Source organism: Luteibacter rhizovicinus DSM 16549 (assembly GCF_001887595.1).
GTDB lineage: Bacteria > Pseudomonadota > Gammaproteobacteria > Xanthomonadales > Rhodanobacteraceae > Luteibacter > Luteibacter rhizovicinus.
Genome location: NZ_CP017480.1, coordinates 3,889,338 through 3,903,355 on the forward strand (window position 1 = coordinate 3,889,338; position 14,018 = coordinate 3,903,355).

Annotated in this window: 15 protein-coding genes; 9 read left to right on the forward strand and 6 right to left on the reverse strand. The window is 62.7% G+C overall.

Features of this window, described 5'->3' with window-relative positions; genetic code table 11:
* Nucleotides 1-62: 62 nt before the first annotated feature.
* The 5 genes from BJI69_RS17750 (at nt 63) to BJI69_RS17770 (ending at nt 5,908) form a co-directional block, all read left to right on the forward strand.
* The gene (locus tag BJI69_RS17750; RefSeq protein ID WP_046967760.1) at nt 63-809 is read left to right on the forward strand and encodes an SDR family oxidoreductase; all 747 of its coding nucleotides are present in this window, start codon (nt 63-65) and stop codon (nt 807-809) included.
* Nucleotides 810-967: 158 nt separating this feature from the next.
* A complete protein-coding gene (locus tag BJI69_RS17755; protein ID WP_046967759.1) occupies nt 968-2,941 on the forward strand; it encodes a S1 family peptidase in 1,974 nt (657 codons plus the stop codon).
* 91 nt (nt 2,942-3,032) lie between these two features.
* Complete coding sequence (locus BJI69_RS17760; RefSeq protein WP_046967758.1) at nt 3,033-4,688, forward strand: NAD(P)/FAD-dependent oxidoreductase; 1,656 nt, start codon at nt 3,033-3,035, stop codon at nt 4,686-4,688.
* Between the two features lie 141 nt (nt 4,689-4,829).
* Nucleotides 4,830-5,378, forward strand: a complete 549-nt coding sequence (locus tag BJI69_RS17765; protein WP_046967757.1) for a cysteine hydrolase family protein — start codon at nt 4,830-4,832, stop codon at nt 5,376-5,378.
* A 29-nt stretch (nt 5,379-5,407) separates the two neighbouring features.
* Complete coding sequence (locus BJI69_RS17770; RefSeq protein WP_046967756.1) at nt 5,408-5,908, forward strand: DinB family protein; 501 nt, start codon at nt 5,408-5,410, stop codon at nt 5,906-5,908.
* 28 nt (nt 5,909-5,936) lie between these two features.
* Here the strand turns inward: BJI69_RS17770 and BJI69_RS17775 are convergent, their stop codons facing one another.
* The gene (locus tag BJI69_RS17775; RefSeq protein WP_046967755.1) at nt 5,937-6,890 is read right to left on the reverse strand and encodes a PDR/VanB family oxidoreductase; all 954 of its coding nucleotides are present in this window, start codon (nt 6,888-6,890) and stop codon (nt 5,937-5,939) included.
* Between the two features lie 9 nt (nt 6,891-6,899).
* Nucleotides 6,900-7,829, reverse strand: coding sequence for a pyridoxamine 5'-phosphate oxidase family protein (locus BJI69_RS17780; protein ID WP_046967754.1), 930 nt, complete (start codon nt 7,827-7,829; stop codon nt 6,900-6,902).
* A gap of 148 nt (nt 7,830-7,977) precedes the next feature.
* On the opposite strand from BJI69_RS17780, the gene BJI69_RS17785 reads away from it, so the two are divergent.
* The 3 genes from BJI69_RS17785 (at nt 7,978) to BJI69_RS17795 (ending at nt 10,310) form a co-directional block, all read left to right on the forward strand.
* Complete coding sequence (locus BJI69_RS17785) at nt 7,978-8,877, forward strand: LysR family transcriptional regulator (protein WP_046967753.1); 900 nt, start codon at nt 7,978-7,980, stop codon at nt 8,875-8,877.
* A 122-nt stretch (nt 8,878-8,999) separates the two neighbouring features.
* Nucleotides 9,000-9,371, forward strand: a complete 372-nt coding sequence (locus BJI69_RS17790) for a DsrE family protein (protein ID WP_046967752.1) — start codon at nt 9,000-9,002, stop codon at nt 9,369-9,371.
* A 36-nt stretch (nt 9,372-9,407) separates the two neighbouring features.
* Nucleotides 9,408-10,310 (forward strand): alpha/beta fold hydrolase, encoded by a 903-nt coding sequence (locus BJI69_RS17795; RefSeq protein ID WP_046967751.1) that lies wholly within the window; start codon nt 9,408-9,410, stop codon nt 10,308-10,310.
* Here BJI69_RS17795 and BJI69_RS17800 read toward each other — a convergent pair.
* Nucleotides 10,307-10,786, reverse strand: coding sequence for a VOC family protein (locus tag BJI69_RS17800; RefSeq protein ID WP_211258505.1), 480 nt, complete (start codon nt 10,784-10,786; stop codon nt 10,307-10,309). The two genes, BJI69_RS17795 and BJI69_RS17800, sit on opposite strands and share 4 nt — an antisense overlap.
* 199 nt (nt 10,787-10,985) lie before the next feature.
* Complete coding sequence (locus BJI69_RS17805; protein WP_211258508.1) at nt 10,986-11,969, reverse strand: aldo/keto reductase; 984 nt, start codon at nt 11,967-11,969, stop codon at nt 10,986-10,988.
* Between the two features lie 107 nt (nt 11,970-12,076).
* Here BJI69_RS17805 and BJI69_RS17810 point away from each other — a divergent pair, with 107 nt between their 5' ends.
* Entirely contained in the window at nt 12,077-13,009 is a 933-nt protein-coding gene (locus BJI69_RS17810) for an AraC family transcriptional regulator (protein ID WP_046967749.1), read from the forward strand.
* Nucleotides 13,010-13,121: 112 nt separating this feature from the next.
* On the opposite strand, the gene BJI69_RS17815 is transcribed toward BJI69_RS17810, so the two are convergent.
* Both BJI69_RS17815 and BJI69_RS23080 read right to left on the reverse strand, forming a co-directional pair.
* Complete coding sequence (locus tag BJI69_RS17815; protein WP_046967748.1) at nt 13,122-13,670, reverse strand: DUF4142 domain-containing protein; 549 nt, start codon at nt 13,668-13,670, stop codon at nt 13,122-13,124.
* A gap of 108 nt (nt 13,671-13,778) precedes the next feature.
* On the reverse strand, nt 13,779-13,907 hold the full coding sequence (locus BJI69_RS23080) for a hypothetical protein (protein WP_280136193.1): 129 nt from the start codon (nt 13,905-13,907) through the stop codon (nt 13,779-13,781).
* Between the last annotated feature and the right edge of the window lie 111 nt (nt 13,908-14,018).

Here is a 14,018-nt window from a genome sequence, read left to right on the forward strand (position 1 = left end):
ACCACTACCGGGTTGATGGCCACCTTCCTACAGTCGCTCCCAATCATTCACTGGAGAGCACTATGAGCGACAACATCATTGGGAAGGTCATCGTCATCACGGGAGCCAGCAGTGGACTGGGCCTGGCGGCAGCGCGCCTGCTGGTAGCGCAGGGCGCGCGGGTCGTGTTGGGTGCGCGGCGTATCGATCGACTGCAGGAACTGGCGAGGGAACTGAATACACACGGGCAGCGTGCACTAGCCGTGGCGACCGACGTCACCTCGCCCACCGACGTGGCGCGCCTCGTCGATACCGCCGTGGAGACGTTCGGTCGCGTCGACGTCATGGTCAATAACGCGGGCATCATGCCGCAGTCGCCGCTGGCGCGGCTGAAGATAGACGAATGGGACCGGACCATCGACGTCAATCTCAAGGGTGTGCTCTATGGCATGGCGGCGGCCCTGCCGCACATGCAACGGCAGATGTCCGGGCACCTGGTGAACGTATCGTCCACGGCAGGCCACAAGGTCATGCTCAATGGCGCGGTTTACAGTGCCACCAAGCACGCGGTCCGCGCGCTGTCGGAAGGCCTTCGGCAGGAGGTCAAGGAATGGAACATCCGGACCACCGTTATTTCGCCGGGTGCCGTCGACAGTGAACTTCCGGGCAGCTCATCCGAGTTGGACATGAAGACACGCCTCGACGATTTCTATCGGGCCATTGCGATTCCCGCCGACTCGTTCGCTCGCGCGCTTGCCTTCGCCGTCGACCAGCCCGACGACATGGACGTCAACGAAATCGTGTTCCGGCCGACCCGTCAGGTGCCCTGAGCACGCGTGCGAAGCGCAGGAAAATGCGAGCGCCTGGAGGCATGACAAGGGCAGCCGCGTGGCAAGGCAGAGGCAGTGCCGGCTGCCGTCTGGTTGGGCGTGGGTAAACGCGGTATCGTCGCCCACGGTTCAAGCCTCGCCACTCACCGAGCGACTGCATGCAAACTCACGGACGTCTCTGCTGCCTCACCCTGTTCTCGATAGCCTTCTGGTTCGCTCCCGGGCTTTCCGCCGCCACCCTCGACGCGTCGCACTTGCCCGTGGTGAAAGGTGCCACCTTCGAGGTGGTGCTGGCTAAACCCGACGATTCTGCCGTGCGTTACGAGAAGCCGCTCCCATTGGAAAAGCTCCCGTTCCAGTACCGCAACGACAAATACAATTCGGTCGGAACGGCCTTCGCGATTGGCAAGAACCGCTTCGTCACGGCCTTCCACGTCGTGCTCGACGGTATTGGTGGGCGCGTGGGGCCGCCGTTGTTACGCGATGCGAACGGCAAAGTCTTTGCCATCGACAAAGTCGTCGGGTTTTCGCTGTCACAGGACTTCGTCGTCTTCACGGTGATCGACGCGCCCGACGTGAAGCCCCTCGCCGTCGATCGCGGCAGCCATGTCAACGAGGCGGTCTATGCGGTCGGTAACGCGCTAGGCACGGGCGTTGTCATCCGGGACGGCCTGTACACCTCGGACACGCCGGAAGACGAGAACGGTAAGTGGAAGTGGATTCGCTTCTCGGCGGCGGCGTCGCCAGGCAATAGCGGCGGCCCCTTACTGGACAAGGACGCGAAGGTGATCGGCGTGGTACTTCGCAAGTCGCCTAACGAAAACCTCAACTTTGCGCTGCCTATCGGTATGGTGCTCGACGCGCCGGCAAAGGCGTCGGACTCGGAAAGGCGCGTGTCGGGTCGTGCCATGTTCATGGACGCGGTCCAGGATGGGGTGTTTCGTGTACATGTCGATCTGCCGCTTGCCTTCGGCGAGTTCGCCAAGGTGTACCAGTCGCAGGCTAACGCGTTCTTCGACGCTCAGTGGAAGGAACTTTTGGCCAAGGAGGATGCCAACCTGTTCCCCAAGGGGGATGGCAGCAAGAAGATCCTCGCTGTCAGTGCACCGCTCGATCCTTATCCCACGGCCCTGCGTCGTGGCGCGAATAACGAGTGGACCTACTGGACTCCCCAGCACGGAAAGTCGCCGCTTCCCGGCAATGGCTTCGTCGATGCGGGCGCGTTGGGGAAAATCGCCTTCTTGCACCTGCGCAAGCCGGATGATCTGCCCCTGGCGAAGCTCTACTCAGACGCAGGCGGCCTCGTGGACCTGATCTTCAAGGCCATGACATTCACGCGTGACGTCGGCGACGAGAAAGTCAGGATGACCTCACTGGGGCCGCCGATCACCGACGTCGTCTTCGTCGACCGGTGGCATCGCCGCTGGCAGCATCGCGAGTTTCCCGTTCCGGCGGTCGATGCTGTACTCGAGGTCTATTCGTTGCCTGTGCCCGATGGCTACATCGTTCTTCTTTCGACGAGCTCATCGCGTTCCCGATACTCGGACGGGATCCAGACCGAAACACTCACCGGCCTGGTATCGACCAGTTACGACGGCAGCTTCGCCGCCTGGAAGGAGTTCCTCCAGCAAGGTGACTGGGTGCCCGCGGATCTCGCCGCCGCGAAAGTCGACATCGAGTACGGCAAACGGTTTTCGATCGCGCCCGCGGGGTTCTCGCTGACCTACGGCGCCGATTTACAGCCCATTGACGCTAATGGCGAACTCGCCGTCAGCTATGGCTACCTCGGCCGCGATGGCAACGCGACACTGGGTATCGCCGGTGTGAGCGCCCAGCCGGACATGGACAAATACACGGCGATACGCATCAACCGGCATCCGAAGCCGTTCGCCGATTCGCCGCGCGACTTTCTTTCCGACTGGAAGGATATGGTGAGTCGGGCCCATCCCGAGGACGGACAGCCGTATAAGGACTCCGGCATGATCTGGGCAGGCACCACGCTGGGCCCCCCCGGTGCGGACGCCAACGTGCTCTACACCTTGTTCTATGGGAGCGATGCCAATCCGTCGGAAGCCGTGACGAAACAGCGGCTCGCCGCCGCGGTGAAAGGAGCCGCCGTTCACGAGCATTGATGGGCGCAAGGCGGGGGCCGCCCTGGCTGGGAGCCCCCGACCGTCAAGACGTGCGAAAATGGCCGGCCACGCTGCCTGACCACCCGCCCGCATGATCCGACTCACCGACATCAAGCTCCCGCTCGATCACGCCGAAGGCGCCATCGAGGCCGCCATCCGCGCCAAGCTGGGGCTGGGCAAGGGCGGATTGCTCGGTTTCACGGTGTTCCGCCGTGGCCACGATGCGCGCAAGCGCGGCAACATCCTGCTGATCTACACGCTGGACGTGAAGGTGGCGGACGAAGCCGGGCTGCTGAAGCGATACGCGGACGACAAGCATGTGCAGCCGTCCCCGGACACCAGCTACAAATTCGTGGCCCAGGCGCCGGCCGATCTGGCGCAGCGCCCCATCGTGATCGGCCTCGGGCCCTGCGGTTTGTTCGCTGGCCTGCTGCTCGCGCAGATGGGCTACCGACCGATCATCCTCGACCGCGGCAAAGCCGTGCGCGAGCGTACCGTCGACACCTGGGGCCTGTGGCGCAAGCGCAAGCTGGAACCCGAGTCGAACGTGCAGTTCGGCGAGGGCGGGGCAGGGACGTTCTCCGACGGCAAGCTGTATAGCCAGATTTCCGATCCGCTCCACCACGGCCGCAAGGTGCTCACCGAGTTCGTGAAGGCCGGTGCGCCCGAGGAAATCATGTACGTCAGCAAGCCGCACATCGGCACCTTCCGCCTGGTGACGATGGTGGAATCCATGCGCGAGACGATCGAAGCGCTGGGCGGTGAGATTCGCTTCACGCAACGCGTCGACGATGTGCTGGTGGATACGGCAGAAGACGGTTCACGTCAGCTCCGTGGCGTGACCCTGGCCTCCGGCGAACAGCTGCTGAGCGATCATGTCGTCCTCGCCGTGGGCCATAGCGCTCGCGACACGTTCTTCATGCTGCACGACCGCGGCGTCTACATGGAAGCCAAGCCGTTCTCGATCGGCTTTCGCGTGGAGCATCCGCAGTCGATCATCGACCAGGCGCGCTTCGGCCCTCAGGCGGGGCACGCCTTGCTCGGCGCGGCCGACTACAAGCTGGTACACCACTGCAAGAACGGTCGTTCGGTCTACAGCTTCTGCATGTGTCCCGGTGGCACCGTGGTCGCGGCGGCGTCCGAGCCGGAACGCGTGGTGACCAATGGCATGAGCCAGTACTCGCGCAACGAGCGCAATGCGAATGCGGCCATCGTGGTGGGTATCGAACCCGAGGACTTCGCCGCGTTCGACGACAGCGGTAGCCCGCTGGCGGGCATCGCCTTGCAGCGCGACCTCGAATCGCGCGCGTACGAACTCGGCGGCCGCGACTACAGTGCACCGGCGCAGCTGGTGGGCGATTTCGTCAAGGGCACACCGTCCACCGACTTCGGCAGCGTGCAGCCGTCGTACAAGCCTGGCGTGCGCCTGACCGATCTTGCATCGGTCCTCCCCGGGTACGCGATCGACGCCATCCGCGAAGCGCTGCCGGCGTTCGATCGCCAGATAAAGGGCTTCGGGATGCACGACGCGATCCTCACCGGCGTGGAGACGCGCACCTCGTCGCCGGTGCGCATCCGTCGCAACGAGGCCTACCAGAGCCTCAATACGCGTGGCTTGTTCCCTGCCGGCGAGGGCGCCGGCTACGCGGGCGGCATCCTGTCTGCAGCGGTGGATGGCATTCGGGTCGCGGAAGCCGTCGCGCGGAGCATCAACGGCATCAGCCCGATCGGCGGTACCACGCCATAGCAACGACGCCGAGCCCTTGGCCCGGCCGATTATTTCGCCCTGCACAACGGTCAATTCTGTCGTGCAGCGCTTTCGTTTCGTCAGGCTCACCGCAAGCTCTGGGAGTGTTCGATACATTCCCACTGATACCAGGTCGTCCTAATGAGCAAGAAAGCCATCATCGTCGTCGATATCCAGAACGACTATTTCCCCGGCGGTAAATTCGAGTTGAAGGGTGTCGAGGCCGCCGCCAGCCATGCCGCGCGCGTCATCGATCATGCCCGTGAGAACGGCGACCTCGTTGTCCACGTACGCCATGATTCCCTGAGCGACGATGCTCCCTTTTTTGTCCAGGGCACTCACGGTGTGCAGATTCACGAAAGCGTCCGCAACCTTCCCGACGAGGTCTTGATCGTCAAGCACTTCATGAACCCCTTTCGCGAGACGCGGCTGAAGGCGCATCTCGACGAACACGGTGTCACCGACGTGGTCGTCGTCGGGAACATGAGCCACATGTGCATCGACGCCGTGACACGTTCGTCGGACGATTTCGGCTACGCCACCACGGTGATTCACGACGCATGCGCTACTCGCGATCTGTCGTTCGACGGCGTCGATGTGCCGGCTCACATGGTCCACGCCGCCTTCATGGCGGCGCTCGCGTTTGGCTATGCCAAGGTCATCTCGACCGACGAATACGTTTCGGTATAAAACAGTCGATCCAACCAGGTGACGATCCCATGCCCAGTTCAGTTCTGCGCTCACTCTTCGCCCAGAAAGTATTTGCGAACGATGCCTTGTTGACCAAGCTCGATGGCTGGGCGGATGCCCATCCCAGCGAGCACCTGGCGTGCTTGCGCCTGTTGAACCATGCCTTGCTGGTCGACCAGGTGTTCAAAGCGCATCTGACCGGCGCTTCGCCTGCGGTGGCTACCGTCAGTGCCCCGGAGCAGCCGACACTGGAAGCACTCCGATCCGAGGTGGCTGCTATTGACCGGTGGTACGAAGACTATGTGGCGAGCCTGCCAGGAGCGAGTCTCGACGAGGTCGTGGCATTCACGTTCACCGATGGCGACCGCGGAAGCATGACGCGTGACGAGATACTTCATCACGTCGTGCTGCACAGCACCTACCACCGCGGGAATGTGGGACAGATCCTCCGATCGCTGGGCATGGCACCCAGCCGCGACACGTTGACCAGCTTTCTCCACATGAGAGAACCCGAACGACGGGCTGTCTGAGAGGCAACGACGTCGGGGCGGCCGAGCCCTAGAGCTCGAGAACCAGCCGGCCCGACGATGCCCACGAAACGCAGGTGCACATGCCTGCCGTTCGCAGCTCCGGAGTCAGGCAGACGTCGCGATGCAGAGGTTCTCCCTCCAGCACCGGCGTATAGCAGTTGCCGCATTCGCCTCGTTTGCACTCGTAGGAAACGAACGCGTCCGCGGCGATCAGGGCATCCAGGATGGACGTGCCCGGCGCGACCTCGATGGTGGTGCCGGAAAGGGCCAGCTCGACCGTCAGCGGTGCATCGGTAGGCTGGACACGCCGCCCGAAGCTTTCGACGTGGACGGCGTCTTTGGGCCATCCCAGTGACTCGCCGGCCATGACCAGTGCCTGGAGCAGCCCGGATGGACCGCAGGCATAGACCTGATCCCCCTCGCTGTAGTGGCCAAGAACCTCTTCCAGACGGGTACGACCCGTGACGGTCGATACGTGGGTTACCAAGGAGTCGCCCGCTACCGACTGAAGCTCATCGAGCAGCGCGAGCCGATCGGCTGTGTGCGCCAGATAGTGAAAGACGAACGGAGTCTCACGGTCGGCGAGCGCATGCGCCATCGACACCAGGGGTGTGACGCCGATGCCGCCGGCAACCAGCACGACGCGCGGGGACGGATGGCTATCCGGCATCGTCAGGGGGAAGCTGTCGAAGGGACCCGATACGTCCACCGCACTTCCCGGTCCCATCGCCTCGTGCAGATAGCGCGAGCCGCCTTGGCCTGCTGCGTCGAGTTGCACGGCGATGCGCCATGAGTCCGACGGTTCCGGCACGCCGACGAGCGAGTAGTGGTTCTCGAACGCGCGTCCGTCATCGGTCACGAAGCGAACCAGGATGTGCGACCCCGGGGTCCAGGCTGGCAATAACCTGCCGTCCTTGTGGCGGATCTGGAATTCCTTCACCCGCGTTCCGTGCTGAACGACACCGGTAACGACATAGTCCATAACGCTTCCTCAGGAGGCCACGGGCGGATTGAACGGGGAGGCGTCGAGGTATTCCCACTCGGCGCGGGGAATCGCGTCGCGGAGGATCCACTTGGCGACGTGGAACACCCAGAAGCGACCCGTGCCGCCAGTGACCCGATCGGGATCGGCCTGGTCCCACTCCACGGTGGCGGTGCCGGTCAGTTGCAGGGACTGCCCGTTGGCGAAGTCCGGGATGTAGAGGCCCGCGCGCGAGTCGGCCTGCAGATTGCCGAGCGTGTTGAACAGACTGTTGCCGTGATAATCGGGGATGCGCAGCGTCTGCTCGTCGACGATCTGGATGAAGCCGGCGCCGCCGCCCCGGTGGGAGGCATCGGCCCCGGTTTCCACGTGGTGAGTGGCGACAAACAGCGTGTCCGCCTGCTGGATGAGTTGAGTCACATTGCCGCGTAGCACGGTGCCGTAGGCGGCCTGGGCGGGTTCTTCCGATGCACCCAGGGCACGCAGATGCCGACGCTGGATGTACTTGGGACAGTTCGGATAGGCCTCGCGAATGGAAACGTCGATGCCGTTGCCATCGATCCGGCTCACCGTGCCGTTGACGCGATAGCGCCGGCGCGAGCCGAGCTCGATGAACAGCATCCCCAGGTCCCGCCCTGAGGCAATGTTGGTCCACAGCGGATCGACCGGATCACGAGAACCCTCCGGAACGTCGATCTGGATGGCCCTGCCATCCGTGGTGTGGATGAATCCCGGTTGGCCGAAGAGGGCGCTTGCCCAGACGTCGCCGGACGCGTCGACGCTGCCCAGCACCACCATGAACTGCTTGGCGATGAACGGGCGCGCGCCACCGATCACGGTGTCGCTGACGAGCGTGACGTTGCGATCGGCAACCGCCGACTCGCCCGCCCGCTGCTGGATGGCTCGCTCGCCTTCGTGAAAGGGTGTCTTGCTGGTCATGGCCTCACCCCTGGATGGGATGAGCTCATTCTTCGCTTTCGGCCCAGGTCTGGGAACGCGGTGGCGCGCACTTCACCATTTCGCCCGGCGCAGGAGTGGTGCAACAATCGCCTCTATCAGGGCCGCTCAGCCCGACCGGAGGCGGCACGTGGATCAGATTCACCTGATGAAAGTGTTCGTGGCGGTCGGCGAAGAGGAAAGCTTCGCCGCGGCCTCGCGCCGCATCGATCTTTCACCTGCAGCGGTCTCGCGAGCCATTGCGACCCTGGAGCAGGACCTCGGCGTACACCTCCTCGCGCGCACGACCCGCAACGTCAAGCTGACCGAAGCCGGGCGGCGATATCTCGACGATACGCGCCACATCCTGGCGAGCATTGCCGAAGCCAACGAGGCGGCCGCCGGTGTCAATGCCGCGCCGAAGGGCAATCTCTCGGTGACCGCGTCCGTGCTGTTCGGGCGCGAGTTCATCACGCCCTGCATCGTCCGCTTCCTCCAGGCGTATCCCGAGGTGGATGTTTCCGCGTACTTCCTGGATCGCCTGGTGAACCTCACCGACGAAGGTATCGATGTCGCGGTGCGCATCGGTCCGCTCCCGGATTCCAGCATGAAAGCGCTTCGGGTAGGGCAGGTGCGCCGCATCCTCTGCGCCTCGCCGGATTACCTCGCCCGGCACGGCACGCCGGATCACCCGGCCGATCTGCTTCGACACACGATCATCGCCGCCAGTGGCATTTCCCCGCGCGTGGACTGGAAGTTCGGCGCGGCAGCCGACCCCACCATGGTGCGCATCAAGCCTCGTCTCACCGTGACGTCCAACGATGCGGCGATCACTGCCGCCACCGCGGGCCTGGGAATCGCCCGCTTGCTGTCCTATCAGGTAGGCGCCGAGCTGGCCTCGGGCGATCTCCAGATCATCCTCGCCGATTACGAGGAAGCGCCGTGGCCGGTGCACATCCTGCACAGGGAGAGCAAGTTCGGTTCCTCCAAGGTGCGCCACTTCATCGACATGCTGGCCGAGCACCTGCGTACCCATCCGCACCTCGTGTAGATTCCGCTCTTTCGAGTTCCGCTCTTTCTCGCCGCGCAATGATCAATTGAGCGTAGCGTCGTTCCCCCTGTGTCCGGTGGTGCCTAGCATGGCCTTACTCCACACAACCCAGGGATAGCGACATGAAAGCAGCCATCATCATTCTTTCCGATCCGAAGGCCGGCGAAGACGCGCTCGGCCGCATGTTCAACGGCTTGGCAGCCGCCTATGACTTCAAGCAGAGCGGTGCCGACGTCGGCATCTATTTCCAGGGGACCGGCACCCGCTGGCCGGGCGTGCTTTCCGACAAGACGCATCCCATCCACGCGCTGTACAAAGCCGTGGAAGACCGGATCGTTGGTGTTTCTTGCGGTTGCGCCGATGTGTTCGGGGCCCGCGAAGAGGTCGAGAAGGCAGGTTTCGATCTGATCACCGACAACAGCGTCCCTGGTACGTCCGGTCTGCCGAGCATCGCGAAGATCGCCGCCGACGGGTACCAGATCTTTTCGTTCTGATCTTCCTCTGTCTTTCCCCTCTGGAGAGCCACGCAAATGAACTCGACAAACGAAAGCAATTCGCAGGTCACCCCCGTGGTCGTGCACCACCGGTACGCGACGATCGATGGCATGAAGATCTTCTACCGCGAAGCGGGTCCCGCCGACGGCCCAGTCGTTTTACTGTTGCACGGATTTCCGACGTCGTCCCATATGTTCCGGAATCTGATCCCGGCACTCGCGGATCGCTACCACGTCATCGCGCCGGACTATCCGGGCTACGGCCAGAGCGACATGCCCGACCCCAAGCACTACGCGTATACCTTCGCGGGCTTTGGCGACATCGTCGAAAAACTGCTGGCTCAGCTGAAGGTTACGTCGTTCGCGATGTATGTCATGGATTACGGCGCGCCCGTCGGTTGGCAACTCTTCCTCAAGGGGCCGGAGCGCATCACCGGCCTGATCATCCAGAACGGCAATGCGTACGAGGAAGGCCTCAAGACGTTCTGGGATCCCATCAAGGTGTATTGGGCCGACGGTCGTAAAGAGAGCCGGGATGCCTTGCTCGGGCTGGTCTCACTGGAAACCACGATTTTCCAGTACACGGACGGTGTCGACGACAAGACACGCATCTCGCCGGACAACTGGGTGCACGACCAGGCCTTGCTCGACCGACCGGGAAATGCCGATGTCCAGATGGACGTGATGTACGACTACCGCAGCAACGTACCGCTGTACCCGCAGGTCCAGGCGTTGTTCCGCAAGCACCAGCCACCGGCGATCATTGTCTGGGGCGAGCGCGACTTCATCTTCCCGGCAGACGGTGCACATCCGTACAAGCGCGATCTCACCGATCTCGAGTTCCATTTGCTGCCGACGGGCCACTTCGCGCTCGAAGACAAGGCGGACGAGATGGTCCCGTTGATTCGCTCTTTCCTGGACAGGAAGGTCGCGAACTAACCCGGATCCATCGGACGCCGCGTGGCTTCCGCGAGCGTCTCGGTAAAATGATGGTCTGACAGGGCGACCGGCCCTGTCAGTCTCTCGGTCACTTCCTGCACGACCCACTGGTTGCCATCCGGGTCACTGAGGGAAAAGTACGAGGCGTAACTCTTCCGGTCGGGATTGGGACCGGATGACTGGTTCTCCTTTCCCGCGTGGTGGAAGACGCCGTTGGCGTCATGGAAGATGTCACTCACATCGATGCCACGACGGAGCATTTCGTCTCGGGCTTGCACGATGTCGCTAACGACGAGATGCAGACCCTGCACCGAGCCGGGTTGCGCCGTGGTCATGCGTTCACCGAACATTACCGAGCAACCCGAGCCCGGCGGCGTGTACTGGACGACTCGGAAGCCGCGTTCATCGGTGTAGTCGATGTCGAAACGCCAGCCGAGCCGGGCATAGAAATGCTTCGCTCGATCGACGTCGGTCACGGGGACCACCGCGATCTCGAAGCTTATGGGAAACGGAAACGGCCCGAATGTTTCCGCGCCGCGTTCGTTCGGTCTCTGCGTCGTACCCATGGGCGTCTCCCGTGCTTTCGCTCAGGGTGCGGTCTCGCGGGATGACGTGTCTTGGTGAGCCTTTCCGTTACGTCGCTATTTCTGAACCAGATTGCCGCATATCCAACCCTCAGCGGTCGATGGTCGCAAGGATCCAGTCGGCGTATCGATTGCCCGATACGCTGCCCGGTACCAGCGCGTCGTCGATACGTTGCGTGTCCGCCTCGTCGAGCCGGACATCTGCCGCTACGAGGTTTTCTTCCAGGTAGCTGCGGCGCTTGGTGCCCGGAATCGGAACGATGTCGTCGCCTTTGCACAGCAACCACGCGAGTGCGACTTGCGCCGGTGTGATGCCCTGTTCGGCGGCGATGTCGAAAACCACGCGTGCGGCCTGCAGGTTGGCATCGTAGTTCGTACCCTGGTAACGCGGATCGATACGACGGGTATCGTCTTCCGGGTAGGCCTCGGCGCGCTTCACGCCACCGGCGAGAAAGCCTCGCCCCAGCGGGCAGAACGGCACCAGCCCGATGCCGAGTTCACGCAGGGCAGGGATGATCTCGGGCTCGAGATTGCGTTCCCATAGAGAGTACTCACTCTGCAAGGCCGAGACCGGATGTACGGCATGCGCGCGGCGGAGATTGGCGACACCCACCTCCGAGAGGCCGAAGAAACGCACTTTCCCACGCTCGACCAATCGACCGACGGCACCTGCGACGTCTTCTATGGGAACAGAACGGTCGAGCCGATGCTGGTAGAGCAGGTCGATGTGGTCGGTCTGCAGCCTTTGAAGGCATCCATCCACCACCCGGACGATGTTTTCGGGGCGACTGTCCATACCGACGATGGTGTCGCCATCGAACCGTGAGCCGAACTTGGTGGCGATGACGACCTGGTCGCGACGATCCTTGAAGGCCTTGCCGAGCAGGCTCTCGTTGGTGAACGGACCGTAGTTCTCCGCCGTGTCGAAAAAATCACAACCGAGCTCAATCGCCCGGTGCAGCGTCGCGATGGACTCGGCTTCATCGGCTGGCCCGTAGGATTGGCTCATGCCCATGCAACCCAACCCGATCGCGCCGACTTCGAGGCCCTGGGACCCCAGCTTTCTCTTCTTCAGCATCACGTAAACGCCCAGCCTGTTGTTTGCGGTTGGTGGCAGTCTAGGCAGGTGCCCTTGTACGGTGAATGCTTGTGAGTGCGAAATACTTGCGTGATAGTACAGGCATGATCGCTGATCCCGCCTCCGATATTCTCGAGTTCACAAAAGCCCAGACGCTGGTCACCGGGGGTTTCAGGGCGAGCGGGGCATGGGCATTGCAGTTCCCGGTGCCTAAATCGATCAAGTTCTTCGCGGTGGTGAAAGGGCGTTGTTGGGCGATCGTCGATGGGCTTCCCGAGCCGGTCGAATTCGGTCCGGGCGACGTGGGCCTGCTTGCCGCGCCGCGTGCCTTCGTTCTCGCCAGCAACCTCATCTGCACGCCGCAGGATGCCATGGAGGTCTTCAGCGGCGCAGGCAAGACGGAGGTGACGCTCGGCGATGGCAGCGACTTCGAGTACATCGGCGGCCACGTGCTTCTCGATCCCGTGAGCGGCCGCTTCCTCGCCGACGTGCTGCCACCCTGGGCCCACGTCCCAGCCGATCAGCCTGATGCCGCTGTGTTTCGCTGGCTACTCGGGCAACTACGCGCAGAACACGGTTCGTCGGCGTTCGGGGCGAAGCTCGCCTCTGCTCAGCTGGCTCAGCTCCTTTTCATCCATGTCCTCAGGACACATCTCGGCAATGCAGATGCACTACCGACCGGCTGGCTCCGTGCCTTGAGCGACCCAAGGCTGGCTGCCGCCCTGCGAATGATGCACGGCGAGCCGGGAAAGGCATGGGGTCTGGATGAGCTCGCGCGGGCCTCATCGATGTCTCGCACCGCCTTTGCGGCTCGCTTCAAGTTATTAGCCGGTACCACACCGCTGGCGTACCTGACAGCGTGGCGCATGCGTCTCGCCGAGCGTGCGCTTCGTGAAGAAGGGACGTCCGTCGGTTTGATCGGTCAGATGCTGGGATACTCGTCGGAGAGCGCATTCAGTAACGCGTTCAAACGGGAGAAGGGGGTCTCACCGCAGGGGTATCGACGCCGTCCCGTTAGTCGCGAAGATGCTAGCTGAAAAAGAGCGTGTCTTTAGCGGACCTACATTGATGTAGTCGCAGGCACAAAAAAGGTGGGCGAATCCGCCCACCTGATGGTTCTCGACGTTGCGCCGTGGTCCTGGTCGTACCTTACTTTGCCGAAGGCAGTGCCTTCGCCATCTCGAGGTGATGCTTGAGGGTCGGCAGCGTTTTCGTCGCAAAGGCCTTCAAATCCGCGTCCTTGCCGCTCGTCGATTCCTGCGTGAAAAGCTTGATGACCTTTTCATGGTCGGCAACCATTTTCGTCTTGAACGCGGCATCGAATGCCGCGCCATCTTTCTTCTCGATCGCCGACGCCGCTTTCACGTCCGCCGGCATCGGTGCAGTGGCCGTCGGTATCGACTTGCCGCTTGCGATCGATTTCAGCTCGTCGCCAGCCTTGGTGTGGTCGTCGACCATGGTCTGTCCGAATGTCTTAACAGCATCGGATTGACCCTTTTCGGCGCCGATCTTTCCGAGACTTACCTCGGCCAGGCCAGCGGCGCTGGCCATTTTGACGAAGTTGGTGTCCGCCGCGCTCTCCGACGACGATGCCGACATGGGGTGGTCGGCTGCCGCGGTCTGAGCGAACGCGACGCCAGCGACTGGAAAAAGAGCGGCGGTGGCTAAGGCCAAGGTGAACAAACGGCGCTGGGTCATGGCAGATCTCCGGCAGGAAGGGCGCTAGGTTTCTCACGAGCCGAATGAAGCAGCCGTGCAAGAAACGGTTTGGAATCCGCCTTACCCTTGACGCGCGTCGCGCTGAGGTCAGCCTTGGTCTTCGTTGTCGTGTTCTTGCTGCGGCGACTCCTTTTTCTTCGGTTGCTTTTCCACGTGGTCAGCGGCCGTGTCGGGCACGGTGCTCTTGGATGTATCTGCTTGTTCCGACGCAGTCATGGGGATTCTCCGTTGCGGCTCTTAACAGTGTCCCAAAGGGCGTCATAGGGTGTGAAAGGTTCCGTGAAAACGGCCGTCAGACGACGTAAATCGGTCCTCGCGCCGTTCGGT

Coding starts and splice junctions, on each gene's coding strand:
- BJI69_RS17810 (WP_046967749.1), top strand. CDS start 12,077: ATGATCGCTGATCCCGCCTCCGATATTCTCGAGTTCACAAAAGCCCAG.
- BJI69_RS17795 (WP_046967751.1), top strand. CDS start 9,408: ATGAACTCGACAAACGAAAGCAATTCGCAGGTCACCCCCGTGGTCGTG.
- BJI69_RS17755 (WP_046967759.1), top strand. CDS start 968: ATGCAAACTCACGGACGTCTCTGCTGCCTCACCCTGTTCTCGATAGCC.
- BJI69_RS17765 (WP_046967757.1), top strand. CDS start 4,830: ATGAGCAAGAAAGCCATCATCGTCGTCGATATCCAGAACGACTATTTC.
- BJI69_RS17780 (WP_046967754.1), bottom strand. CDS start 7,829: ATGACCAGCAAGACACCCTTTCACGAAGGCGAGCGAGCCATCCAGCAG.
- BJI69_RS17750 (WP_046967760.1), top strand. CDS start 63: ATGAGCGACAACATCATTGGGAAGGTCATCGTCATCACGGGAGCCAGC.
- BJI69_RS23080 (WP_280136193.1), bottom strand. CDS start 13,907: ATGACTGCGTCGGAACAAGCAGATACATCCAAGAGCACCGTGCCCGAC.
- BJI69_RS17790 (WP_046967752.1), top strand. CDS start 9,000: ATGAAAGCAGCCATCATCATTCTTTCCGATCCGAAGGCCGGCGAAGAC.
- BJI69_RS17775 (WP_046967755.1), bottom strand. CDS start 6,890: ATGGACTATGTCGTTACCGGTGTCGTTCAGCACGGAACGCGGGTGAAG.
- BJI69_RS17760 (WP_046967758.1), top strand. CDS start 3,033: ATGATCCGACTCACCGACATCAAGCTCCCGCTCGATCACGCCGAAGGC.
- BJI69_RS17815 (WP_046967748.1), bottom strand. CDS start 13,670: ATGACCCAGCGCCGTTTGTTCACCTTGGCCTTAGCCACCGCCGCTCTT.
- BJI69_RS17770 (WP_046967756.1), top strand. CDS start 5,408: ATGCCCAGTTCAGTTCTGCGCTCACTCTTCGCCCAGAAAGTATTTGCG.